The sequence below is a fragment of the Saccharopolyspora oryzae genome, from assembly GCF_027853915.1.
GTDB classification, from domain to species: domain Bacteria; phylum Actinomycetota; class Actinomycetes; order Mycobacteriales; family Pseudonocardiaceae; genus Saccharopolyspora; species Saccharopolyspora oryzae.
This window is the reverse complement of the sequence record NZ_JAQGLA010000003.1, coordinates 48,522-70,327: the sequence shown is the minus strand read 5'-3', so window position 1 is coordinate 70,327 and position 21,806 is coordinate 48,522. Positions and strand designations below refer to the sequence as shown.

Below are 21,806 nucleotides of genomic sequence, written 5' to 3'. Positions count from 1 at the left end.
CCCGTGCTCCGAGCGCGAGGTGCCCGGAGCCGCCGGTCAGCCGGTGATGGAGGTCTGCAGCTTGTCGCCGTTCGCGCTGTAGGCGGCGCAGTGGACGTCCTGGTCACCCAGGGTCTCGCCGCTGGTGGCGCTGACCGCCCGGTCCTTCCAGCTCTGCTCGGACGGGATCAGCGCGACGAAGCGCAGCGCCGTCTGCTTGCCCGGGGTGAGGACCTTGTTCGAGTTGAAGTAGACCGAGCAGTAGGCCTCGCCGAAGCGGGCCAGGTCTTCCTCGCCCGGGTAGGGCAGGTCGTAGTCACCGGACCCGAACACGCTGGATTCCGCGTACAGCTCGAAGTCGTGCGGATCCGTGCACGACGTGCCCTGGGTGAGGTTGGCCCCGGCCGCGACCTTGCCGATTCCGCACTTGTCGCTGTCCATGGCGAGGGCCTCGACGTCACCGCCCTTGCCGAAGGTCAGCGTCGGCTCCATCGCGATCGGATCACCACCGCCGACCAGCGCGAACCGCCCGACCAGCAGACCGGCGAGGAACAGGACCACCGCGGTGACGGCCCCGCCGATCAGCCACGGCTTCAGGCTCCTCTTCTGCTGCTGCGGTGACGCCACGCGAGTGGCCGGCCGCGTCTGCTCGGGCGAGCCGTTGGCGGGCACGCTGTCCAGCAGCGCGCGGACCTGCGGGCCGGTGAACCGCGCACGCGGGTCGTTGATCAGCAGACCGGCGATCACCGATCCGACGACGCCGTGCGGACGGGAGAGCTGCGGGTGCTCGTTCAGCACCGCGTTCAAGGTGGCCGCGGTGGTCTGGCGTTCGAAGGGCATCCAGCCCTCCACCGCGAAGAACAACGTCGCGCCCAACGACCACAGGTCGCTGGCCGGGCTCGCGTCCGCGCCCTGCAACCGCTCCGGCGCCATGAACGACGGCGAACCGACGATCGCGCCGCTGGTGGTCAGCCGCGGGTCGTCGAGGGTCTGCGCGATGCCGAAGTCGGCCAGCTTGACGCGGCCGTCGGCGACCATGATGTTGCTCGGCTTGACGTCGCGGTGCACGATGCCCGCCGCGTGCGCGCTCTCCAGCGCGGAGAGCACCTGTCGAGCCAGGTCAGCGGCCTGCTCCGGGCGCAGTGGACCGTGCTGGGCGACGTGCTGGTTGAGCGTGACCGCCTGCACCAGCTCCATCACGATGTAGGTCGTGCCGGACTCGGCGAGCACGTCGTGCACCGTGACCACCGCGGGGTCGTTGAGCCGCCCCGCCGTGCGGGCCTCGCGGAGCACCCGCTCCTCGTAGACCTGGCGTTCCGCCGGCGGCACGCCGTCGGGCAGGTGCAGCTCCTTGATCGCGACCTCCCGGCCGATCACCTGGTCCCACGCCCGCCAGACGATGCCCATGCCACCGCGGCCGAGCTCCTGGACCACCTGGTACCGACCACCGATCAGCCTGGTCTGCGCGCCCGACCCGACCTGCTCCACCACTGCGATGTCCTCACACCCGTGCGCACGCGCGACCACGCAGCGCAAACGATCCGAACCCCTCTTTCATCCAATCAGATGACCGAGGCGCTCAGTTGGACTGCGCGGAACCGCAACGGGTTCCACTCAGAGCGGCGAGAACTTGCGTGACGGGGTCAGCCTTCGGTGACGAGCGGGCTGGAGGCGACCTCCGTGCCGTCCGCCAGCTCGGTGATCTCGAAGTCGCTGAAGACGTTCGGCGCCGCCTTCTGCAGCTGGCGCAGGCATTCCACGGCCAGCGCGCGGATCTCGACGTCGGCGTGCTCGGACGCGCGCATCCCGATGAAGTGCCGCCAGGCGCGGTAGTTGCCGGTGACGACGATGCGGGTCTCGGTGGCGTTCGGCAGCACCGAGCGGGCGGCCTGCCGGGCCTGCTTGCGGCGCAGCGTCGCCTTCGGCTCGTCGGCGAACCGCTCCTCCAGCGCGGCCAGCAGCTCGTCGTAAGCCGCCGCGCTGGCCTCGGCCGCCTCGACGAACTTCTCGTGCAGCTCCGGGTCGTTCGCGATGATGTCGGGCTCCACCACCGCGGCGTCGTTCTCCGGCACGTAGCGCTGGGACAGCTGCGAGTAGGAGAAGTGGCGGTGGCGGATCAGCTCGTGGGTCAGCGAGCGCGAGATCCCGGACAGGTAGAACGACACCGTGCCGTGCTCCAGCACGGACAGGTGGCCGACGTCGAGGATGTGCTTCAGGTAGCCGGCGTTGGTCGCGGTGGCCGGGTTCGGCTTGTGCCAGGACTGGTAGCACGCCCGACCGGCGAACTCGGCCAGCGCCTGCCCGCCGTCGGCGTCGGTCGACCAGTCCACGTCCTCCGGTGGGAAGAACTCGGTCTTGCCGATCAGCTGCACCTTGGGCCGAACGATCTCGGTCACGACGAGCGGACCCCTTCCTTGCTCCCGTCCAGCGGTCGACGACCGCCGCACGACGACTCCCCGACGTGCCCTCCGAGCCTATCCGGCGAGCCCGACGAGATCCCGTGACGCCGGATGACACCATCGAGTCATTGCATGACGTCAACTCTGGTGCCACCATGGCGTCATGGATCTCAACCCGTACATCGACCAGCTTCGCGAAGACCTGACCTCGGCCGCATCCGCCGGCGACGACCAGACCCGGCAGACCGCGGCGGTGCTGTCCGGCGCGATCGAGCCTGCCGCGCGGCTGGCCATCATGAACGCCCTGTCCGACCTCGCCGCAGAGGTGACGACCCAGCTCGACGGACCGGTCGTCGACATCCGCCTGGACGGACGCGATGTCCGAGTGGTGGTCAGCGGCTCCGCCCCACCACCGGCCGTGGACGACGAAGAGGAGGAGGAACCACCACCCCCGCCACCGAGCGGCGACAGCGGTGACATCAGCCGCATCACGCTCCGGTTGCTCGAGGAGATCAAGTCGCAGGCCGAGCAGGCCGCGTCGAGCCAGGGCGTGTCCCTGAACACCTGGGTCGCCCAAGCGGTCCAGGGTGCGCTGCACACCGGACGCCCGCGCGGCCCGTGGGACCACCCGCGGCACGGGCGCGGCGGACGCCAGTGGGGCCCGCCCGGCGGTGGCCCGCGCGGACGCTGGCGCGGTGAGCCCGGCTCGCGCATCCGCGGCTGGGTCGAAGGCTGAGAGGCGGTGCACGCGATGACGAACAACGACAGCTCCGGCACCGGACCGGAGGAACCACGCGGCCCCGAAGACGTCGGACCGACCGGCGACGAGGGCTGGTCGGCAGCCGAGGAGAGGCTCGCGGAACTGGTGCGCAGCCAGGACTTCGACACCTCCGGACCGATCCGCATCGACATCGGCAACAGCCTCGGCCCCGTCACGGTCGAACTGGCCGACACCGAGGCGACCTACGTCGAGGTCCGGCACGACCCGGCGGCGTCCGGACCGGACTGGCGGAGCGGACTGACCGGCCTGCTGAACTGGGTCAGCGAGCAGTTCGACACCGGGATCCGTTCCGGCGGCGATGTCCGCGGGCCGCAGGAGCCGATCGCCGAAGCCGTGCGCCGGACCCGGGTCGACCTGACCGGCAATCGGCTGGCGATCCGAACCCCGGCCACGTCGCCGCTGCGGAACGTCCCGCTGTCGGTGAAGGTGCGCGCCCCGCTGGACTCGGAGGTCGCGGTGAACACCAGCTCCGGCGAGGTCCGCGTGTCGGGCCCAGCGCGCCGGGTCGGCGTCCAGGCCGGCTCCGGCACCGTGTCGATCGAGCAGGCCTCCGACCGAGCCACCGTTCGGTCGGGCTCGGGTCAGCTCCGGCTCGGCACGATGACCGGCGGCGTGCACGCGCGCAGCGGCAGCGGTGACATCGAGATCAGTTCGCTCGAGGCACCGTCGTCGGTCGCCACCGGAAGCGGGAACGTCTGGCTCGGCGCGGTGTCCGCCGACGTGCTGGTCCGCTCCGGCAGCGGCGACCTGACGATCGCGGACGCGACCGAGGGCCAGGTCGAGCTGATCACCGGCTCCGGCGAACTGCAGGTGTCGATCCACCGCGGCACCGCCGCAGAAGTGGACCTCACCTCGTCCACCGGCAGCGCGAGCAGCGACCTGGTGGTGTCCGACCAACCCCCGGAAGAAGAGCCGAAGCTCCGGGTCTTCGGCCGAACAGGAACGGGTGATGCCGTGCTGACGACCGCAACCTGACGGAATCGAAACCAAGACTGCGGCAACAGAACCCGGCGATCACCTGCGGTGTCGGTGGACCTGCCTCCCCCGACCAGGCCCACCGACACCACCCCGCAACGCTCAAGCTCCAGCGCAACCCATCAACATGAGTCCACTGTGTACAAATCCGCTGAACGCGTCAGCGGACAACCGCCGAAGGGACTTAGCCCAGGTCTCCCCGCCCACAGCGACTGAGCAGGTCGACAAATGGCCAAGTCGAAGCCCAACCCGCAGCAGAAAGCGGACCGGGCGCTTTGCCCCGTACCCGTGTCCAACGTTCTGCAGTTGAAAGTTTACGAGGTTGCACGGGCGATGCGCGCCGCTGGCGCAACGCAGCAGTTGACCGTCGGCCAAGCCAAGACATGGAAGGCGAGTCCGGAGACCGCCCCCGAGTGGTTCGTGGCGCTGCTCGCTGAACGAACCTGTCGGGACGCCGAACGGATCGCCCGTGCCGAGCGCCACGCATTGGAGCACGAACATCGGATGCTCCTACTCCGCGAGAAGGTCGAGAGACGACTTCTAGCTGGGGCCAAGCACTTCCGCAGTGATGATGCAGAGCTGGTCGCAACGGACATCGCCGTCCAGGCGTCCAAGGAGCTTGTCCGCAACTGCGGCCCGGTGTGCGGAGGCCCGGTGGACGGCCTGCTACCGATCGAAGCTGCGGCTCTGCGCTGGGCAGGCGTCGACCCGGGCGACCACTCGACGTGGGTGATCCACCGGGGAGACTGCGAAGGTTGACGACGCAGCTCTGCGGGGTGGAGTGGGGTGATCTCCTGGCGAGTGGCGGGCTAGCGGACGACCGCGCGGAGGGGTTTGGACAGGTCGCCGCGGTCGCCGATGGCGACGTCGTCGAGGCCCAGCCAGGACGCCATGTCGCGGAGTGCGGCGGCGAGTTCCGGGACGACCTCCGCCAGGTCGCAGTCCGGTTCGCCGAACGCTCCCGGCACCCGCAGCACGCCGGAGGCTCGGTCGGCCTTCAAGTCGACTCGGGCGACCAGTTCACCGTTGAGCAGGAAGGGGAAGACGTAGTAGCCGTACTGCCGCTTGGGTTCCGGGACGTAGATCTCGATGCGGTAGTGGAAGTCGAACAGCCGCTGAGCCCGGGAACGCTCCCAGATCAGCGGGTCGAACGGGCACAGCAGCGCTCTGCCGAGGACCTTGCGCGGAATGCGCGCTGCCGAGTACCGGTACGCGGGCTGCCGCCAACCGCGCACCGAGACGGGCTCGAGCACGCCGTCCTCGACCAGTTCGGCCACCGCCTGCTTCGACGGGCCCGGGGAAAGCCGGTAGTAGTCCCGCAGATCGGTCTCGGTCGCCACGCCGAGCGCGTGGGCGGACCGCTCGACCAGCGCCCGGATCGCTTCGTCGTCCTCGGGTTCATGACCGAGGACCTCCGCAGGAAGGACGCGTTCGGGCAGGTCGTAGAGGCGTTCGAAGCCCCGTCGGGTGCCGGTGGTCAACTCCCCCATCGCGAACAGCAGCTCGCACACCCGCTTGGTGTCGGTGCGGTTCCACCAGGGGCCACGCCCTTGGCGCTCACCACCGCCGAGCTCGCGTTCGAGCGCACCGGCACCGATCGGCCCGAGGTCCTTGACCGCGGCCAAGACGTCGTCGACGAGCTCGGGCGAGCGTTCGAGGAGTTCCCGGCTGCGCCGACGCCAAGCGCCGCCGTACTCGCGCATGCGCCAGCGCAGCAGCGGCCAGTCCTCGATCGGGATGAGCGACGCCTCGTGCGCCCAGTACTCGACCAGCAGGCGCGGCTGTCGTGCGCTGTGCGACCAAGCCGCCGTGTCGACCAGCTCGGGAGCGTAAGCGCCCAGCCGGCTGAACAGCGGCATGTAGTGAGCACGGACGGCCACGTTGACCGAGTCGATCTGCAGGAGCTTTGTCCGGGACAGCGCGCGTTGCAGGTGTCGCCGCGTCACCTCGCCGCGAGGCGGAGGATCGGCGAACCCCTGGGCGGCCAAAGCAACTCGACGAGCGGTGTCGGGACTCATGGTCTGCACCCGCCCGATGGTGCCAGCGAGGACTGACAACCCAGCGCGGGGTGACGTCGTTCAGTTCGCGAACCGCCACGCACAGCTACTGCGGGAACCTCTAGATTGATCGCATGGCTGATGCCGAGGTGCGGGAAGCGGTGGCGTCCGATGCTGCGGAGATCGCACGCATCCAGTTGACGACCTGGCGGACCGCGTACACCGAACTGCTGCCCGCCGAGGTGCTGGACGGTCTGGACCCGGCTGCCGCCGAGCAGGAGTGGCAGCAGGCGTTGACCGAAGGGCCGGTCACCGTGCTGGTCGCCACCGAAGGCTCCTGGATCGTCGGGTTCTGCGCCGCCGGCCCCGCACCGGAACCGGAAGTCGCCGCGGCCAACGGCACCGTGCCCTCCGACGCGAGCACTGTTGCACTGGTCAGCGCACTGCTGGTGGAACCGCGTTGGGGACGCCGCGGCCACGGCGGCCGGCTGCTGGGCGAGATGGCGCAGCGGTTGGCCGCGACTGGCGCCACTCGCGGCATCGTCTGGGTTCCGGAAGCCGACACCGCTTCGATGTCGTTCTTCGGCACCGCCGGATGGGCACCGGACGGTACGGTACGGACGCTGGACGCCGGTGGACGCCCGCTGCGGGAGCTCCGCCTGTCCGGCCCACTGGAACTGCAGCTCAAGACTCCGTGACCGCGTCCGCCAGCGTGCTCGGATTGCAGACCTCCCGTCAGCTGGTCTGAACGCGCTGGGAGCGAACGTGCTGGCCACCATCGGCTTGTTGTCCACCACCTTCGGGGTGTCGGTGGCTTCCGCGCTGATCCCGGTGATCAGCGTCGAGGTGTTCGCGATCGGCGTGGTGCTCAACGGCACGGACGTCCCGTGGTGGCTGCTGGCCGCGGTGATCGCAGCCGGCCAGATCGGCGGCAAGCTGCTGCACTTCTACGCCGCCCGCGGCGCGATCAAGCTGCCGGGCCTCTTCCTCAGCAAGGACGGCAGCGAGAAGCAGCCCGGTCGGTGGCGCCGATGGCTGGAGAAGTTCCGCACCAACTGCCAACGGCGTCCACTGTGGACCGCAGTGGTGATGCTGCTCAGCGCGGCGCTGAGCGTCCCGCCGTACGCGGCGGTGGCGGTGATCGCCGGGTGGGCGAAGGTCTCGCTGAGCATGTTCCTGATCACCGGTTTCGTCGGACGCTTCGTCCGCTTCGGCGCCCTGGCGATCGCCCCGGCGGTGATCGCCACCTGGATCTGACCGCGGAGCAAGACCGTGAGTCTTTTGGGCTGCTATGACGACCCAAAAGACGCACGGGGGCTGAACAACCGGGCCCAGCGCTTCCCGAGGTCGAGCCGGCCACGCGGACCGTGCCCGCGACGGGAAAGCGCCGGGCCCGGCGATCGGGGTCAGACCAGCCCCAACCTCTTCGGCACCCCGCTGACGGAGTCGATCAGCCCGAAGATCGGCACGCCCAACGGCGCGAAGGTCCACTTGTTGTTCAGCTCGCTGGTGTCCGGCTCATCGACGATGGCCACGCCGTCCTGGCGAGGTGCCTCGGCGAACGCAGCAGGTCCAGCGCTGAACAACGCAGCACCGGTGAGCACCGCAGCGGTGAGAGCGCGATAGGTGTTCCGCTTGGTCATGGCAGTTCCTCTCTCAGATCAGGGGTTGAGGATGTCGACTACGGGCGCCAGCAGCTGCGTTGGCAGCTGCACGCTCGGTTCCAGCAGCGTGCCGAGGTCGACGCCGGGGAGCACCCAGATCGGCTCGGCCGTGGCCACCCCGCTGGTGAACAGGCAGGCGGCGATGGCGGCGGCTGAGACCGCGGCGAATCGGCGGATGGTTGCGGACATGGTTTTCCTCCTCCTGTCGGGCCGGTTCCTGCTGGTCCGGCCGAGTTCGATCAGCCGTTGCCCAGCCCGAGCGGGCCGGAAACGGCGACGATGGTGCCCTGCGGGATCCACTGGCCGGCTGCGGTGCTGCCGTGCGGGTGGTTGGACATCTGCATCACGTCGACCTGCGCGGATGCGTACATGGAGACCGGCCCGGTGACTCCGTCGCCGCGGGCCGCGAGCCAGCGGTGGAACCCGCCGAGCGACGGCGGTTCGCCGCCGAAGCGCGCGGCCAGGGTCATCCCGTAGATCAGCGACCGCTGGTCGCGGGGGTCGAACCGCAGCGGCAGCGAAACGCCGGCGACCTGGTTCACCACCGGCCCGTGCAGCAGCCATGGCGCCAGCTGCACGCCGTAGAGGTAGTTCTCGCCGCGTTTGGCCTCGTCCAGCGCCTCAGCCGCGCGCGACCACCCCGACACCACGACCAGCGCACCGTCCGGATCGTCGCGAACGGCGATGCCGCGCTGCTGGGCTTCAGCGGTCACCAGCTCGGTCGCCGCACGTCCCCGAGGCGACTCGTCGCCGACCACGTTGATCGTCGGGACCGAGGCCGAAGCGAGGTATCCGACCAGTTTCCGCAGCGCATCACCGTCCTCTTCGGACAGACCGGACGACGGGCAGCTGTCGAGCACCTGAGGCGCCTCTGCGACGAAGATGCCCAGTCCAGCGCTGGCGCACTCAGCCCCGTCCGGACCGACGGCATCGGGCAGTGCGGGCAGCTCTCCCGCGTCGACGTCCACCGACGCCTCGTCGTCGCCTCGATGCACGACGAGGTCGCTGCGCCCGGCGGGCAGGTCGACCTCCGCCCAAGTCCCGGAACTGCCCGGGCGAGGCACCGCGCGAACACGTCCAGCTGCGGTCTCCACCGCCACGTCCAGCCCCGCGCTCGCCGGGAAGTGCACCAGGTTCCGCCCCGGCCGATGCGGGCTGACCAGCACAGATGTGCCCGCTGCGGTCACCACCCTGGGCACTCCGGGAGCGGGCAGGTCGCCGGGCGGCGGGAGGCCGGGCAGCGCCGTCCACGCGACGACGGCGACCAGCACCCCCACCGCCCCGAACCGGTAGCGCTGGCGCACGTCGCGAAGCACGACGGTCAGCACCAGCACTGCCAGCGCCGAAACGGCCAGGGCGAGCAGCACCAGGCCGTGCGCGCTTTCCACCAGCCTCCGGTCGAGCAGACCGGAGGCCAGCAGCTGCGCTGTCCCCGCCCCGGCCAGCGCGAGTGCGGCGGTCAGCGCCACCGGTCCGGGACGCAGACCGCTGCCGGATCGCCACTCCCCCGCGGCGATGCCGAACCAGACCACCGCAACAGCGGCGAAGAGCGTGTCGAGGAAGAACTCGAACGAAGAGTGCTGCAGCGCGGCCTCGGCGATGAGCAGCAAGGCCAGCGCGAACCCCAGGTATGTTGCCGCTGCTCTCCAGCGCAGCGAGATCGGCACCGCGAGCGCGAGGACCGCGTGCACGACGGCGAAACCGATGTTGATGTCCAGCACGGCAGCGGAGCCGGCGCTGGTCACCGCGGCGACCAGACCCGCAGCCCAAGCCAGCCGCGGCGAGGCCGCCACCGCCGACCGCAGGAGGCCGATACCGGCCACCAGCGCGGTGCTGGTCAGCAGCACCACCCGCAGCACCAGGCTCAACAGGTCCACACCGGACGCTGCTGCGACGTGGGAATGCATGTGCTCCACCGCTTTCTCGTGTTCCAGGCGGGGTCGGGTGGTCCGGAGGTCCCGCCGCGCGACCGGCATCGCCGCGCGGCGGGTTCGCGATCAGCCCTTGAGGTCCTGGTCGGCGACCACGAACAACTCCGAGTGCGGTTTGGCGTTGCCGAACTGGCCGTGCGGCCAGGACTTCCGGTTGAAGTTCACGCCCACCTCCCCGGTGACCTCGTCGCGGAAGGTGTCGTCGACCTCGACCTTCCCGTCCTTCCCGAGGCGCACGACGTTGACCTTGTGGTCACCGTCCAGGCCGGACCGGGCCACGAAGTAGTTCGACACCGCGAGCCGCTGCGGCTGGTCGGTTTCGCGGTAGAAACCATCCGCGCCTCGGACGAAGTTGTCGTAGGCGCCCCAGTGCGGCCCGGCACCCGGCTGGCCGGGGTTGATCGGCGTCGCCCCCGACAAGGTCGGGCAGTCGGATTCGGCACCGCCCTGCTCGGCCTCCGGCTTGGTGTCGATCGAGCACTGGACGTCGGTGCCCGCGTCGACCAGCTTCGAGATGTCCAGCGTGTAGACGCCACCGGTGGTTCCGGGGTCGTCGGGGCCGAACGTGCCGGGCTGGCGGCCCACGATCGCGCGGTACAGGAAGCGGTCGTCCGGGCTGGTCTGGATCCAGCCGCCGTTGGAGCTGCCGCCGTTGCGGTCGTTGGCCGGGTCGAAGCCCTGGTTCGCGGCGCCGTCGTCGAACACCTGCCGCCACTTGGGTTCGGCAGCGGTGATGTCCGGCGTGTAGAACACCGCACCGCCCTGCATGGTCTGGGCGAAAGCGCCCTTGTGACCGGGCAGGTTGGTGACGGTCGTTTCCATCACCGCGCGGCTCTCCTGGTGCAGCGGATCCGCTTCATCACCGCGCGGGCCGTTCGGCAGGTAGGACACCGCCTTGAGCTTCGGGTGGTTGCGGTCGGAGATGTCCCAGGTCCGCACGGTCGGGCGCCGCAGGTACGGCGACGGCGCCTTCACCGGGTCCAGGATGATGTTGCGCGGCTCCACGTAGTCCGCGGTGACCAGGGTGTTCAGGTCCTCGCGGGCTTGGATCCCGTGCGGGTTGGCGCAGGTCGGCTGGCCGAGCCGCGGCAGGTTGTCGCAGAGCTTCTCGTTGTCGCCGCCCGGTGTCGCGGCCGGCGATTGCGAGAGCACCTTGGCGTTCTCGTCGAACCGCACCACTTCACCGGGGCTCCCGGCGAAACCGTTGCCGATGTGCACCGAACCGTCGTCGTACCGGTACGGCCCGGGCGCGACCGGCCCGCCCATGTACGTCGCGTACGCGGTGCCGTCCTTGAGCACCCAGTACGCGTCGGGCACGGAACCACCGAGGGTTTGCGACGGCAGGCTGATGCCCTTGAGCTTCACGTTCGGCAGCGCGGCGACGTCGAAGGCGTAGGTCGCCGCGCCGAAGAGCGCACCGGCGTAGATCGTGTCGCCCTTGTGCCACACGTACTGCATGTGGTGCGGCTCGTTCTCCACCAGCGGTCCGACGGTGATGGTGTTGACGACCTCGCCGTACCCGGGGGATCCGGGAGTCGCGTCGATGACCGCGAGGAAGTCCGGCCCCGGCAGGGAATCCGCGACGTCGTCGATGCCGCCGGTCAGCGAACCGGGCAGGTCGCGGACCTTCGGCACCGCGGTGTCGGCGATGTTCTCGTCGCCGGCCCACACCAGCAACCATTCCTTGCGCTTGCCGTCGGACTGGGACTTCTCCAACGCGCTCTTCACCAGGTGGTTGGTGACCGTGTAGTCCTTGCCGTCGGCGCCCTTGATCGACTGGGTGGACACCTCGACGTCGGCGTAGGCGTCCGGCACCGGGAGCGTGACCGCGCCGACGGCCACCAGTGCAGCGCCCAGCCCGGTGAACAGTCTTCGATATCTGCTTTTCATCAGTGCTCCGAACAATCGGTGGGGTGCCCGGCTTCGGGCGTGCTTGAACCGCCGTGCGGCCGGAAATGGCGGCACGACCGGAAATGGAGCGAATAGCTGCCGAGCTCTCGACGCCGAAGGCCAAGAGCGCTTGTTCGCCTAGCCCCGCTCGGGACCGGGAATGGTGCGCCCGGCTGCGCAGCCGGTAATCACCGGCGAATTCGGGTTGCTGCTGCGCAGAAGTGGCGGGGGATCAACGCGCGCGACAGAGCGCGCTGGCCTGCTGCACGAGATCGACGTGCAGGCGAGCGACGAGAGTGCCGAACCTCGACATGGCTGAAATCATCGGCACGGCAACGCGAAGTGTCAACGCCGAACCACTGGATGAGATCATCCCCGTTCCTCGCCGACGAATTCCCCGCGCTCATCGGAATTCACCCGGACAGAGGTCGTGGATTTAACACGGGAAACATTTCCACCGCCCGCGAACGGATCGCCGAAACTGCGCTCGTGGGCGCGAAAAGCTATTCCGCGCTCACGTGCGGAGACCAGCTGAGGTGGGCGCGAAGTGCTGCCGCGCCGCATTCGGCGAGCCAGTCGGTGAAGGTGCGCAGTCCGGGGTGGATCACGCGCAGTGCTTCGATGTCGGCGTGCCAGCGGCAGCCCGCCTCCCAGCTCTTCTTGGTCTCACGGTGGGCATCGCGACCCGGTCGCGCAGGTACTGCTCGATCTGCGCTTTCGCCGCCGCGCCGGGGAATTCGGTCGACGCCGTGGCGACCGTGCTGAGCACGACCCGCTCGATCCCCGCCGCGGCGGCCGGTGCGGTCGCGTCGCGAACCAGGGCTCGAACCGGCCGACCGTCGGCCAGCAGCCGACACGCGCGGTGGCGTTGCCCTGCTTGCCGGTGGACCGGTGACGAGGAGTGCGATCTTCGGCCGTCACGGAAGGCGGCTCGTTCCGCGACACGTCTTCGCAGCGGCGTCACGGAACCGAGGAGCGCTGCCTCGAGTGCGGCATGCGCCTGCGCATCCGATCCACCGCGCTACCGCGGCCCGACCTGCCGGCAGCGCGCCCGCCGCCGACGTGTCTAGCTCGGCGCGTCCCCGCGTTCCATCTCGATCGCGCGGCGCATCGCCTTGCGGCCGCGGTTGCGGTCACCGGCCAGGTCGTAGGCCTGCGCGAGGGCGAACCAGCGGCGCCAATCCCCCGGCTCCGCCTCGAGTTCGGTCTGCTTCTCGTCGAACCACGCGTCCGCGGCTTCCCGCTCGACGCGACCGGACGGCCGCAGCGGCAGGTGCGAGACGTCCGGCAGGGCACCTTCGTCGTGCAGCCGCCGGGCCAGCCGCTCGGTGCTCGCGCCGAAACGCAGCTGGTCCACCACGAGCACCGCGCCGAGCACCGGCAGCACGAAGATCGCCACGCCGAGCGCGATGAACACCGGCTGTCCGCTGACGATCATCGTGACGGCGCGCTCACCCATGATCACCAGGTAGACGAGCAGCACCGCCGCCACCACGAACGCCGAGGTCCGCGCGGTCAGCAACTTGCGCTGCTTCGACTCGGCCAACTCAGATCCCCAGCAGCGCGTCGAGCCCGACGGTCACGCCGGGCCGGTTGCCGACCTCGCGGATCGACAGCAGCACGCCCGGCATGAACGAGCGGCGGTCGTAGGAGTCGTGCCGGATCGTCAGCGTCTCGCCCTCGGTGCCGAACAGCACCTCCTGGTGGGCGACGAGCCCGGTCATCCGAACCGAGTGCACGCGCACCCCGTCGACGTCGGCACCTCGGGCGCCGTCGAGCTCCTTGGTCGTCGCGTCCGGAACCTCGCCCAGCTCGGCTTCGGCGCGCGCCTGCGCGATCACCTGCGCGGTGCGCGCGGCCGTCCCGGACGGGGCGTCGGCCTTCTTCGGGTGGTGCAGCTCGACGATCTCGACGGACTCGAAGAACTTCGCGGCCAGCTCGGCGAACCGCATCGACAGCACCGCGCCGATGGCGAAGTTCGGCGCGACCAGCACCCCGACCTCCGGGCGCTCGGCCAGCCAGGACCGGATCTGCGCCAGCTCCGGTTCCCCGAGGCCGCTGGTGCCGACCACGACGTGGATGCCGTTCTCAACGCAGAACTTGACGTTGTCCAGCACCGAATCCGGGTGGGTGAGGTCGACGGCCACCTGCGCACCGGCCGCGACCAGCCCGGACAGGTCGTCCTCGCGGTTGATCGCGGCGACCAGCTCGGTGTCGGGGGCCTCGCCGACGGCGCGAACCGCCTCGGAACCCATCCTCCCGCGGGCGCCCAGCACACCGACCTTGATGCTCACGTGACGACTACCTTTCCACCCCGGCACCGAACCACCCCGAGTCTATGCGCGCACCTCACCCCGACCGGACACACCCCGACCAGGCCCACCTCCGGCGCTCCGACTCCCGGCCTCCGATCTGCAGTTTCAATTGAAACTGCAGATCTCCCCCACGCCGGACCGCAGTTTCAATTGAAACTGCGGCCACACCGGCACCAGCCCCTGGCCACCCGCCGCCCGCGGAGGTCCGCAAATTCAATGGAAATCAGACGTCCGATTTCCATTGAATTTGCGTCGGACCGGGGCTCAGACGCCGTCGGGGAGTTCTTCGAGGGTGTTGTAGGGGCCGACGACGGCCGTGGTGAGGGGGCGGCGGAGGAGTTCCGCCGCGAGCTCCGCGACGTCCTCGGTGGTGACCGCGTCGATGCGCTCGAGGGTCTGCTCTACCGTGAAGTGGCGGCCGTAGTTCAGCTCGGTCTTGCCGATGCGGCTCATCCGCGCCGCGCTGTCCTCCAGGCCGAGCACCAGGCCACCGCGCAGCTGCCCGCGCCCGCGCTCCACCTCGTCCTCGCTCAGACCGTCCGCGGCGACGCCCGCGAGCACGCCGCGGATCACCCGGGCGACCTCGCCGAGCCGGTCCGGCGTGCAGCCCGCGTACACCGAGAACGTGCCGGCGTCGGAGTAGGCCGTGGTCGAGGAGTAGACCGAGTAGGCCAGGCCGCGCCGCTCGCGGATCTCCTGGAACAGCCGGGAGCTCATCCCGCCGCCGAGCGCGGCGTTGAGCACCCCGAGCGCGAAGCGGCGCTCGTCGTAGCGGTCGAAGCTGCGGCACCCCATCAGCAGGTGTGCCTGCTCGGTGTCGTCGGGCTGCAGCACCACGCGCTTCTGCTTCGGTAACCGGGCGCGCCCGGCGCGCGGCGGCGCCGGCAGCTCCTCGCCGGTCAAGCGGTCGCCGAGGGCCTTGCGGACCAGGCGCAGCACGCGACCGTGCTCGACGTTGCCGGCCGCCGCGATCACCATCTTCGGCATCTCGTAGCGGCTGCGGTAGAAGCCGTGCACCCGCGCCCGGGTCATGCCGGTGATCGATTCCTCGCTGCCCAGCACCGACCGGCCGAGCGGGTGGTCGCCCAGCACCGCCGAGCTGAACAGCTCGTGCAGCAGGTCCTCGGCGTCGTCGTCGCGCATCGCGATCTCCTCGAGCACCACGCTGCGCTCGACGTCCACATCGGACTTCGCGTTCACCGCGTCGAAGACCACGTCGCAGAGCATGTCCACGGCCAGCGGCAGGTCGCGGTCCAGGACGTGCGCGTAGTAGCAGGTGTGCTCCTTGGCGGTGAACGCGTTGAGCTCACCGCCGACGCCGTCGATCTGCTGCGCGATGTCCACCGCGGTGCGCTTGGCGGTCCCCTTGAACAGCAGGTGTTCGAGGTAGTGCGCGGCACCGGCCTGCGGTTTGCCCTCGTCGCGCGAGCCCACCCCGACCCAGATCCCGACCGAGGCGGAGCGGACGCCGGGCACCGGCTCGGTCACGACCCGCAATCCGCCCGGTAGCACGGTGCGCCGCACGGCGGCGTCACCGCTGCGCCCGAGGACCCGGGTGGTCCCGGGGCGTTGCAGGTGGCCACCGACGATCTGCTTCTGCTGCTTCATGTCCCCACGAGAGTGTTCGGGCGGATTGGTGCACTCAAACGATACGGCCCGCCCCGGGCTTGCCGGGACGGGCCGCGTCGAACGGTCAGTCGCAGATCACTGCTCCGACTTCTCGCCTTCCGGCTCGGCCGCGGCCTCGGACTTCTCGTCCTCGTCGCTGACCAGCACCAGGCTGATCTTGCCGCGGCTGTCGATGTCGGCGATCTCCACGCGCAGCTTGTCGCCGACGTTCACCACGTCCTCGACCTTGCCGATGCGCTTGCCGTTGCCCAGCTTGGAGATGTGCACCAGGCCGTCCTTGCCCGGCAGCAGCGAGACGAACGCGCCGAACGCCGCGGTCTTGACCACGGTGCCCAGGAAGCGCTCGCCGACCTTCGGCAGCTGCGGGTTCGCGATGGCGTTGATCTTGTCGATCGCGGCCTCCGCGGACGGGCCGTCGGCGGCACCGACGTAGATCGTGCCGTCGTCCTCGATGGTGATCTCCGCGCCGGTCTCCTCGGTGATCGAGTTGATCATCTTGCCCTTCGGGCCGATGACCTCGCCGATCTTGTCCACCGGGATGCTGATGGAGGTCACGCGCGGGGCGTGCGGGCTCATCTCGTCGGGCTTGCCGATCGCCTCGGCCATCACCTCGAGGATGGTGAACCGGGCGTCGCGGGCCTGGCCGAGCGCCTGCGCCAGCACCTCGGACGGGATGCCGTCCAGCTTGGTGTCCAGCTGCAGGGCGGTCACGAACTCCTTCGTGCCTGCGACCTTGAAGTCCATGTCGCCGAAGGCGTCCTCGGCACCGAGGATGTCGGTCAGCGCCACGTAGTGGGTCTTGCCGTCGATCTCGTCGGAGACCAGACCCATGGCGATGCCCGCGACCGGCGCCTTCAGCGGCACACCCGCGTTGAGCAGGGACAGCGTCGAGGCGCAGACCGAGCCCATCGAGGTGGAGCCGTTGGAGCCCAGCGCCTCGGAGACCTGGCGGATCGCGTACGGGAACTCCTCGCGCGACGGCAGCACCGGCATCAGCGCGCGCTCGGCCAGCGCACCGTGGCCGATCTCGCGCCGCTTCGGGCTGCCGACCCGGCCGGTCTCACCGGTCGAGTAGGGCGGGAAGTTGTAGTGGTGCATGTACCGCTTCGTCGTCTCCGGGGACAACGAGTCGATGGTCTGCTCCAGCCGCAGCATGTTCAGCGTGGAGACGCCCAGGATCTGGGTCTCGCCGCGCTCGAACAGCGCCGAGCCGTGGGCCCGCGGGATCACGCCGACCTCGGCGGACAGGCTGCGGATGTCGGTCAGACCGCGGCCGTCGATGCGGACCTGGTCGCGGATGATGCGCTGGCGCACCAGCTTCTTGGTCAGCGAGCGGAAGGCGGCGCCGAGCTCCTTCTCGCGTCCCTCGAACTGCTCGCCCGCACCGGTGGCGACCTTCTCCAGCACCGACGCCTTGATCTCGTCGAGCCGGGACTCCCGCTCCTGCTTGCCGGCGATCTTCAGCGCCTCGGCCAGGTCCGCGGAAACGGCCTGCTCGACGGCGGTGAAGGCGTCCTCGGCGTAGGCCGGGAACACCGGGAACTCCTGGGCGGCCTTGCCGGCCGCCTGCGCGAGCTGCTGCTGCGCCTGGCACAGGGTCCGGATGAACGGCTTGGCCGCCTCCAGACCAGCGGCGACGACCTCTTCGGTCGGGGCCTGGGCGCCCTCGCCGACCAGCTGCGCGGTCTTCTCGGTGGCCTCGGCCTCGACCATCATGATCGCGACGTCGTCACCGACGATGCGGCCCGCGACGACCATGTCGAACACGGCGCGCTCGAGCTGCTCGTGGGTCGGGAAGGCGACCCACTGGCCGTCGATCAGCGCCATCCGGGTGCCGCCGATCGGGCCGGAGAACGGCAGACCGGAGGCCTGCGTGGACGCCGACGCGGCGTTGATCGCCAGCACGTCGTAGAGGTCGCCCGGGGCCAGGCTCATCACGGTGACGACGACCTGGATCTCGTTGCGCAGACCGTCCACGAAGGACGGGCGCAGCGGCCGGTCGATCAGCCGGCAGGTCAGGATCGCGTCGGTGGAGGGACGGCCCTCGCGGCGGAAGAACGAGCCGGGGATGCGGCCCGCAGCGTACATCCGCTCCTCGACGTCGACGGTCAGCGGGAAGAAGTCGAAGTGCTCCTTCGGCTGCTTCGAGGCCGAGGTGGCCGACAGCAGCATGGTCTCGTCGTCGAGGTAGGCGACGACGCTGCCCGCGGCCTGCTTGGCCAGCCGTCCGGTCTCGAAGCGGACGGTGCGGGTGCCGAAGGCGCCGTTGTCGAGCACGGCGGTCGCTTCGTAAACACCCTCGTCGATCTGGGGTTCGGTCAAGATGACTCCTCATCCTCACGAGGCCCACGGCAGGTGCATCCGGGTCGTGGTCCGACGAGGCCGGCCATCGATCGAAGCCCCCGGGAACGTCATTGCGACGACTTGCCCGGCAGCCACTACCGAGGACCGGCGGACGCCTGCCCGGTGCGTACCACCGTGAGCGCTCTTCTGTTGCAACGGCGCCTCAGCGCCGGTTCATGCACCGAGGGGAGCGGCCCGCTGGCCACTCCCCTCGGCGTTCGTCAACGGCGCAGGCCGAGTCGCTTGATCAGCGAACGGTAGCGCTCGATGTCCACCTTGGTCAGGTAGTTGAGCAGACGGCGGCGACGACCGACCATCAGCAGCAGACCACGACGCGAGTGGTGGTCGTGCTTGTGCTGCTTGAGGTGCTCGGTCAGACCGATGATCCGCTTGGTGAGCAGGGCCACCTGGGCCTCGGGCGAACCGGTGTCGCCGTCCTTGAGGCCGTACTCGGCCAGGATCTGCTTCTTCTCTGCAGTGGACAAAGCCACGAGTTGACTCCTTCGATGTCCCGTGTCAAGTGCACCCGGCCGATCCGGCCGGGAACGGGTCCGGCGCCCGAATCGAACACCGGGCCGGAGACGGCCACCACGGACTGCAGCCGCTCCACCGGTCAGGATATCAGGACGGCCTGCTACTACCGGGTCAACCCGATGACTCGCGCGTCACCCCGACCCGGTGCACGGTCCGGTACGTCGGGCCGCCTTCCCGCAGGTCACTGCACACCACGGCCAGTTCGCGCGACTGCCACCAAGGCCCGGCGTAACCGGCGAACAGCCCGGGCAGCAGCTCCCGGTCCGGCCGCCCGGCCACCCACCGGCCGACGGTGAGGTGGGCCCGGTACCCGCGCGGATTCCCGCCGGCCGCGTGCACGAGGTCGCGCAGTCCCCGCTCATCGTCCTCATCGGCCGGTTCGACGCCGACCCACAGCACGCCGCGGAACACCCCGCTGCCCGCCAACCGCAGCCGCGGAGGCGCGGGATCGGTGTTCCGCAGCCGCGCCACCCGGTGCTCCAGCCGTTCGGTCACCTGCTCCTGATCGGCGTCGTCACCGTGGAAGCACAACGTCAGGTGCCAGCGCTCGGGCTCGACGAAGCGGAACTTCCGCAGTCCCTCCGTCGCCCGGGCCAACCGCTCCGGGTCCAGCCGATCGACCGCGGCGGCCAGGTGCCGCACCGCCTCAGCCGACGGCCACAGCGCGGTGAACAGGCGCATACCCACCTCCAGGCGCGCGTCCCACCACCCAAACTACTCACGACCCCGCGCCCCGCAGTTTCACTTGAAACCGCGATTCGCCGCGGGTGGGAACCACAGTTTCAATTGAAACTGCGGTCCTTGGGTCGCAGTTTCAATTGAAACTGCGGATCCCCGCAAGGCGCAGCGCCCGGTGGGCGGGGCGGGTCAGTCGCCGTTGGCGGCGCGGCGGAGCAGGCCCGCCAGGCGCGGGTAGCGGCCTTCCAGGATGGACGCCGCGGCTTCGAGCTCGTTGGGCTTGGCCACCTCGCGCAGGACCGGCCAGGCCGCTTCTTCGCCGTTGGCGACGTGCTTGACCGGCAGGTCGTCCCGCCCCACCGACGGCTGCGACTGGCGGACGTCCTCCAGCGCCTGCTTCATCGCCTCGGCCTCACCGGACACGACGCCGGGGATGAGCACCTTGCGCTCGAGCATCACCAGCCGGGCCAGCACCTGCGGGTTGCCGATCTTGGCGCGGCGGCCGCTCATCACCTGGCTGAGCATCGGGGCGCTGATGCCGAGCACGTCGGCGAGCTGGGCCTGCGAGATGCGGAAGGCGACGACCAAGCGGCGCACGCGATCGCCCAGCGGTTCGCCGTACCACTGCCGCTGCAGGGCCAGATTCCGCTGGACGTTGCTGCTCTCCGCCACCTTCGGTCCCCCAATCTCGGCGCCGACCTGATCACGCCTGGCCGCTCCGGCACTGAATACTGCCAGGTCATTGGCCGGACGCGAGCGAGAATCGGAAATCCGCCCGGCGCGCCCTGGTCCGCTCGGACGGCGCGGCTGCTCCGTTCGGGGACCCGACTTGCCCGGATTCACCCGTCCGCCGCCAGGATCCGGCGGGTCTCGGCGACGTCGAGGTTCATCTGCTCGATCAGCGCCTCGACGCTGTCGAAGCGCTCCATCGCCCGCAGCCGCCGCACGAAGTCCAGGTCGACGTGCTCGCCGTAGAAGTCGGCGTCGACGTCGAGCACGTAGGCCTCGACGGTGCGCTCGGTGCCGGAGAACGTCGGGTTGCTGCCCACCGAGACGGCTGCGGGCAGCGTGCGGCCGGGCTCCTTCGAGCCGCGGCGGCGGTGGGTGAACCAGCAGGCGTAGACGCCGTCGGCGGGGATCGCCGCGTGCGGCGGGGTGGACAGGTTCGCGGTGGGGAAACCGAGCTCCTTGCCGCCGCGCCCGGCCCCGCGCACCACGATGCCCTCCAGGCGGTGGTCGCGGCCCAGCGCGGACGCCGCAGCGACCACGTCACCGGCGTCGATGCACGACCGGATGTAGGTCGACGAGAACGTCACCGAAGCCCCCGACGGGTCGTCGGTCCGCTCGACCGGGCCGGACACCAGGGCGTCGGACTCGACGTCGAAGCCGAACCGCTCCCCCAGCTTGGCCAGCAGCTCGATGTTGCCCGCCGCCTTGTGCCCGAAGGTGAAGTTCTCCCCCACCACGATCTCGGCCGCGTGCAGCTTCTCGACCAGGATCTCGTGCACGAACTCCTCCGCCGGGATGCGGGAGACCTCGCGGGTGAACGGCAGCACGCAGAACACGTCCACGCCGAGCTGCTCGGCCAGTTCCGCCCGCCGCCGCAGGGTGGTCAGCTGCGCCGGGTGGCTGCCCGGCCGCACCACCTCCGACGGATGCGGGTCGAAGGTCATCAGCACGCACGGCACGCCGCGGCGCCGCGCCTGCCGCACCGCGTGCGAGATGAGTTGCTGGTGCCCTCGGTGCACGCCGTCGAAGACACCGATGGTGACCACGCACCGTCCCCAGCCGCCGGGAAGCTGCTCCAAACCACGCCATCGCTGCACGACCACGAAGCCTACTGCTCGACCAACCGAACGACGGAAAGCCATCGCCCGTGCCGCGACTCACAGCACGGGGCGCGAGCATGGCCGTCACCGCGCTCGCGCCCCCGGCAGGTCAGCTGACGCCGGCTTCGAAGGCGGAGACGTCCACGGCCGAGCCCGCGCAGAGCGCGCTGAAGGCGTCCTGCTCGCTGGTGTTCACCGGGACCTCGGCGGCGTCGCTCCAGTCGTCGGAGGCGGTGAAGTTCACCGCGAGCTTGGCCGGGGTCGTCCCGCAGCCCTCCGAGGTGGTCCACTTCAACGAGGCCATCGCCATGTCGTAGGCCGGGCCCGGCATGGGCACCCGGGACGGCGCGGGCTGCAGGCCGTGCTGCACCGTCGTCGACACCGGCTTGCCGCTCTCGTCGAGCAGCCGGAGCTCGGGGTAGTTGCTCAGGACGCAGGGGTCGTTCGCGTCCTTCTTGGTCGCCGTCAGCTTGCCCTCGCCGCCCGACGGGGCCACCTCTCCGGACTGGTACGCAACGGTCAGGTCCCGGCCGGTGCAGGGCCGGTCCTCACCGGACAACCCGTTGTCGCCGGAGCTCTCCGTCTTGCCCTCGGGCTGCTGCGCATCGGTCTCGGGCTGAGCGGCGTCGGATGCGACCGTCTGGTTGTCGACCTGCGGATCCGCGCTGCCGATGACATGCCCCGAACCACTTCCTCCAGAGCATCCGCTCAGCGCCAAACCCGCCGCCAGCACGACGGTCGCCCCGACTAATCGCTTGCGCATGCTGTCCCCACTTCCTCGTCGCTCGTTCGGACTAGTCGTGGGACGGCTCACGTCGGGACGGGTTCCTGCGATGTGGCCCAGGTCACCGAGAACGCTTGC

The 21,806-nt window shown here is 70.1% G+C and carries 21 protein-coding genes; 5 read left to right on the top strand and 16 right to left on the bottom strand.

Annotated elements, in window-relative coordinates:
- Positions 1 to 36: 36 nt before the first annotated feature.
- On the bottom strand, positions 37 to 1,470 hold the full coding sequence (locus OU415_RS02945; protein WP_270946945.1) for a serine/threonine-protein kinase: 1,434 nt from the start codon (positions 1,468 to 1,470) through the stop codon (positions 37 to 39).
- A gap of 152 nt (positions 1,471 to 1,622) precedes the next feature.
- Positions 1,623 to 2,375: an FAD-dependent thymidylate synthase gene (thyX, locus tag OU415_RS02940; protein ID WP_270946944.1), complete on the bottom strand. Its 753-nt coding sequence runs from the start codon at positions 2,373 to 2,375 to the stop codon at positions 1,623 to 1,625.
- A gap of 166 nt (positions 2,376 to 2,541) precedes the next feature.
- On the opposite strand from thyX, the gene OU415_RS02935 reads away from it, so the two are divergent.
- The 3 genes from OU415_RS02935 to OU415_RS02925 all read left to right on the top strand — a co-directional run bounded on the left by OU415_RS02935 (position 2,542) and on the right by OU415_RS02925 (position 4,893).
- Complete coding sequence (locus OU415_RS02935; RefSeq protein WP_270946943.1) at positions 2,542 to 3,114, top strand: toxin-antitoxin system HicB family antitoxin; 573 nt, start codon at positions 2,542 to 2,544, stop codon at positions 3,112 to 3,114.
- A gap of 15 nt (positions 3,115 to 3,129) precedes the next feature.
- Entirely contained in the window at positions 3,130 to 4,134 is a 1,005-nt protein-coding gene (locus OU415_RS02930; protein ID WP_270946942.1) for a DUF4097 family beta strand repeat-containing protein, read from the top strand.
- A gap of 228 nt (positions 4,135 to 4,362) precedes the next feature.
- The gene (locus OU415_RS02925) at positions 4,363 to 4,893 is read left to right on the top strand and encodes a hypothetical protein (protein ID WP_270946941.1); all 531 of its coding nucleotides are present in this window, start codon (positions 4,363 to 4,365) and stop codon (positions 4,891 to 4,893) included.
- Positions 4,894 to 4,943: 50 nt separating this feature from the next.
- Here the strand turns inward: OU415_RS02925 and OU415_RS02920 are convergent, their stop codons facing one another.
- Positions 4,944 to 6,161, bottom strand: coding sequence for a winged helix-turn-helix domain-containing protein (locus OU415_RS02920; RefSeq protein WP_270946940.1), 1,218 nt, complete (start codon positions 6,159 to 6,161; stop codon positions 4,944 to 4,946).
- Positions 6,162 to 6,265: 104 nt separating this feature from the next.
- Here OU415_RS02920 and OU415_RS02915 point away from each other — a divergent pair, with 104 nt between their 5' ends.
- Together OU415_RS02915 and OU415_RS02910 are read left to right on the top strand one after the other, a co-directional pair.
- Positions 6,266 to 6,829, top strand: a complete 564-nt coding sequence (locus OU415_RS02915; protein ID WP_270946939.1) for a GNAT family N-acetyltransferase — start codon at positions 6,266 to 6,268, stop codon at positions 6,827 to 6,829.
- A 67-nt stretch (positions 6,830 to 6,896) separates the two neighbouring features.
- Positions 6,897 to 7,388, top strand: coding sequence for a YqaA family protein (locus OU415_RS02910; RefSeq protein WP_270946937.1), 492 nt, complete (start codon positions 6,897 to 6,899; stop codon positions 7,386 to 7,388).
- Between the two features lie 149 nt (positions 7,389 to 7,537).
- Here OU415_RS02910 and OU415_RS02905 read toward each other — a convergent pair whose 3' ends face one another.
- From OU415_RS02905 to OU415_RS02845, 13 genes are all read right to left on the bottom strand, one after another.
- Positions 7,538 to 7,774 carry a hypothetical protein gene (locus OU415_RS02905; protein WP_270946936.1) on the bottom strand — a complete coding sequence of 79 codons (237 nt, stop codon included), beginning with the start codon at positions 7,772 to 7,774 and terminating at the stop codon, positions 7,538 to 7,540.
- A gap of 18 nt (positions 7,775 to 7,792) precedes the next feature.
- The gene (locus tag OU415_RS02900; RefSeq protein WP_270946935.1) at positions 7,793 to 7,984 is read right to left on the bottom strand and encodes a hypothetical protein; all 192 of its coding nucleotides are present in this window, start codon (positions 7,982 to 7,984) and stop codon (positions 7,793 to 7,795) included.
- A gap of 50 nt (positions 7,985 to 8,034) precedes the next feature.
- Positions 8,035 to 9,702, bottom strand: a complete 1,668-nt coding sequence (locus OU415_RS02895) for a hypothetical protein (RefSeq protein ID WP_270946934.1) — start codon at positions 9,700 to 9,702, stop codon at positions 8,035 to 8,037.
- Positions 9,703 to 9,792: 90 nt separating this feature from the next.
- Complete coding sequence (locus OU415_RS02890; protein WP_270946933.1) at positions 9,793 to 11,616, bottom strand: hypothetical protein; 1,824 nt, start codon at positions 11,614 to 11,616, stop codon at positions 9,793 to 9,795.
- 1,066 nt (positions 11,617 to 12,682) lie between these two features.
- A complete protein-coding gene (locus OU415_RS02885; protein ID WP_270947111.1) occupies positions 12,683 to 13,135 on the bottom strand; it encodes a hypothetical protein in 453 nt (150 codons plus the stop codon).
- A gap of 28 nt (positions 13,136 to 13,163) precedes the next feature.
- Positions 13,164 to 13,910, bottom strand: coding sequence for a 4-hydroxy-tetrahydrodipicolinate reductase (gene dapB / locus OU415_RS02880; RefSeq protein WP_270946932.1), 747 nt, complete (start codon positions 13,908 to 13,910; stop codon positions 13,164 to 13,166).
- A 285-nt stretch (positions 13,911 to 14,195) separates the two neighbouring features.
- Entirely contained in the window at positions 14,196 to 15,539 is a 1,344-nt protein-coding gene (locus OU415_RS02875; RefSeq protein ID WP_270946931.1) for a M16 family metallopeptidase, read from the bottom strand.
- Between the two features lie 96 nt (positions 15,540 to 15,635).
- Positions 15,636 to 17,882, bottom strand: a complete 2,247-nt coding sequence (locus tag OU415_RS02870; RefSeq protein ID WP_270946930.1) for a polyribonucleotide nucleotidyltransferase — start codon at positions 17,880 to 17,882, stop codon at positions 15,636 to 15,638.
- Positions 17,883 to 18,124: 242 nt separating this feature from the next.
- Complete coding sequence (gene rpsO, locus OU415_RS02865) at positions 18,125 to 18,394, bottom strand: 30S ribosomal protein S15 (protein ID WP_270946929.1); 270 nt, start codon at positions 18,392 to 18,394, stop codon at positions 18,125 to 18,127.
- A 154-nt stretch (positions 18,395 to 18,548) separates the two neighbouring features.
- On the bottom strand, positions 18,549 to 19,118 hold the full coding sequence (gene thpR, locus OU415_RS02860) for an RNA 2',3'-cyclic phosphodiesterase (protein ID WP_270946928.1): 570 nt from the start codon (positions 19,116 to 19,118) through the stop codon (positions 18,549 to 18,551).
- A gap of 186 nt (positions 19,119 to 19,304) precedes the next feature.
- On the bottom strand, positions 19,305 to 19,787 hold the full coding sequence (locus tag OU415_RS02855; RefSeq protein WP_270946927.1) for a helix-turn-helix domain-containing protein: 483 nt from the start codon (positions 19,785 to 19,787) through the stop codon (positions 19,305 to 19,307).
- A 167-nt stretch (positions 19,788 to 19,954) separates the two neighbouring features.
- Positions 19,955 to 20,941: a bifunctional riboflavin kinase/FAD synthetase gene (locus OU415_RS02850; protein ID WP_270946926.1), complete on the bottom strand. Its 987-nt coding sequence runs from the start codon at positions 20,939 to 20,941 to the stop codon at positions 19,955 to 19,957.
- Between the two features lie 112 nt (positions 20,942 to 21,053).
- Positions 21,054 to 21,707 carry a DUF4232 domain-containing protein gene (locus OU415_RS02845; protein ID WP_270946925.1) on the bottom strand — a complete coding sequence of 218 codons (654 nt, stop codon included), beginning with the start codon at positions 21,705 to 21,707 and terminating at the stop codon, positions 21,054 to 21,056.
- Between the last annotated feature and the right edge of the window lie 99 nt (positions 21,708 to 21,806).